This is a genomic window from Pengzhenrongella sp., from assembly GCF_036565025.1.
Classification (GTDB): Bacteria; Actinomycetota; Actinomycetes; order Actinomycetales; family Cellulomonadaceae; genus Pengzhenrongella.
In genome coordinates this window covers 1-1,709 of record NZ_DATCNW010000444.1, presented here as the reverse complement: position 1 = coordinate 1,709, position 1,709 = coordinate 1, and the positions used below count along the sequence as shown (strand labels likewise).

Sequence of the window (1,709 nt, the reverse complement as noted above, 5' to 3'; positions counted from 1 at the left end):
ATCTGCGGCCGAGACCTCGCGCAGGAATGCGCCCAGCGCCCGGCCCAGCTCGACGGGACGGCCGATGGAATCGCCCTTCCAGAACGGCATCCGCCCCGTCTCGCCCGGCGCGGGAGTCACCAGCACGCGATCGTGGGTGATGTCCTGGATGCGCCACGAGGACGAGCCGAGCAGGAACACGTCTCCGACACGGGACTCGTAGACCATCTCCTCGTCCAGCTCGCCGACGCGCCGCCCCGGCCCGTCCGCTCCTGCGAGAAAAACGCCGAACAGGCCGCGGTCGGGGATCGTCCCACCACTGGTCACGGCGAGTCGCTGCGCGCCGCCGCGGGCGCTCAGCTCGCCGGTGACGCGGTCCCAGGTCAGCCGAGGACGCAGCTCGGCGAAGGCGTCGGACGGGTAGCGCCCGGCGAGCATGTCGAGCACCGCTTCCAGTGCTGAGCGGGGCAGGCCGGCGAACGGAGCCGCCCGCCGGACGATCTCGTCAACCTCATCGACGGTCACTGTGTCGAGCGCGACCATGGCGACGATCTGCTGGGCGAGCACGTCGAGGGGATTGCGCGGATAGCGCATGGACTCGATCGCGCCGGCGCGCATCCGCTCGGCGACGACCGCGCACTCGAGCAGGTCGCCGCGGAATTTCGGGAAGATCACGCCGCGCGACACGGCACCGACCTGGTGCCCGGCCCGGCCCACCCGCTGCAGCCCGGAGGCCACCGACGGCGGCGACTCGACCTGAACGACGAGGTCGACCGCGCCCATGTCGATGCCGAGTTCGAGCGACGAGGTCGCGACGACAGCCGGCAGCTGGCCGGCCTTGAGCGCCTCCTCGACGAGGGCACGCTGCTCGCGCGACACCGAACCGTGGTGGGCGCGGGCCACGACGACGTCGCCGGCAGGATGCCCGGACCCGGACTGGCCCATCAGCTCGGCGGGCGTTTTCGCGTCCGGTGGCGGCACGGCGCCGGCGCGTTCGGTGGCGAGCTCGTTGAGCCGGGCGGTGAGCCGCTCGGCGAGGCGGCGCGAGTTCGCGAACACGATCGTCGAGCGGTGCGCCTCGATCAGGTCGAGCACCCGCTCCTCGACGTGTGGCCAGATCGACGCGCGGGGCTGGGCGCCCGCCGCGGGTCCGCTGGGGTCCTCGATCGTTTCGCCGAGTGCGGACATGTCCTCGATCGGCACGACGACCTGCAGGTCGAAGATCTTCGTGAGTGGCGGCTGCACGACGGTGACCGGCCGCCCGCCCGCGAGGAAGGTGGCCACCTCGTCGACGGGCCGGACCGTGGCCGAGAGCCCGATGCGCTGGGCCGGTGCATCGAGCAGGGTGTCGAGCCGTTCCAGCGACAGCGCCAGGTGGGCGCCGCGCTTGGTGGCGCAGACGGCGTGCACCTCGTCGACGATCACGGTGTCGACGCCCCGCAACGCCTCGCGGGCCGCGGAGGTCAGCAACAGGAACAGCGACTCGGGCGTGGTGATGAGGATGTCGGCGGGCCGGCGGGCGAAGGCGCGGCGCTCGTCGGCCGGGGTGTCGCCCGAACGCATCGCGACGGTGACGTCGGGGACCGGCAGGCCCAGACGCGCGGCGGCCTGCCGGATGCCGGCCAATGGCGAGCGCAGGTTGCGCTCGACGTCGACCGCCAGGGCCTTCAGCGGGCTGATGTAGAGCACCCGGCAGCGGCGCAGTGGCTCGTCGGGGCGAGGCAGCGCCG

1 protein-coding gene is annotated in these 1,709 nt (G+C 73.0%); it reads right to left on the bottom strand.

All coding sequences use genetic code 11. The annotated features are described in order from the left end of the window. On the bottom strand, nt 1–1,709 hold a 1,709-nt coding region (locus VIM26_RS25265), incomplete at both ends, for a DEAD/DEAH box helicase (protein WP_331956091.1).